This is a genomic window from Pseudomonas asplenii (genome assembly GCF_001293465.1).
Taxonomy (GTDB): domain Bacteria; phylum Pseudomonadota; class Gammaproteobacteria; order Pseudomonadales; family Pseudomonadaceae; genus Aquipseudomonas; species Aquipseudomonas fuscovaginae_B.
The window spans coordinates 1-452 of sequence record NZ_JSYZ01000039.1 but is presented as its reverse complement, the minus strand read 5'-3'; the positions used below and the strand labels follow the sequence as shown (position 1 = coordinate 452).

The following is a 452-nucleotide window of genomic DNA, read 5'->3' as shown; positions in this document are numbered from 1 at the left end:
CTCACGACGATCTAAACCCAACTCACGTTCCCTATTAATAAATAAACAATCCAACACTTAATAAATTCTACTTCACAATAATAAAAAAAACCGACATCGAAAAATCAAAAAACAACGTCGCTATAAACGCTTAACTACCACAAACCAGTTATCCCTGTAATAACTTTTCTGACACCTCTAACTTCAAACTCCGAAAATCTAAAAAATCGATAAACCACGCTTTCACGGTTCGTATTCGTACTGAAAATCAAAATCAAACGAACTTTTACCCTTTTATTCCACACGAAATTTCTATTCTCGTTAAACTCATCTTAAAACACCTACGTTATCTTTTAACAGATATACCGCCCCAGCCAAACTCCCCACCTGACAATATCTTCCGCCCGAATCGGCCCGAAAAACTCGGGCCTTAAAACCAAAAAGAAAAACCAGACCCCGCTTCCGACTCACGG

At 38.3% G+C, this 452-nt stretch carries 1 rRNA gene; it reads right to left on the bottom strand.

Features of this window, described 5'->3' with window-relative positions:
* Positions 1 to 452: ribosomal RNA gene (locus PF66_RS32495) — 23S ribosomal RNA — on the bottom strand; the annotation flags it as partial.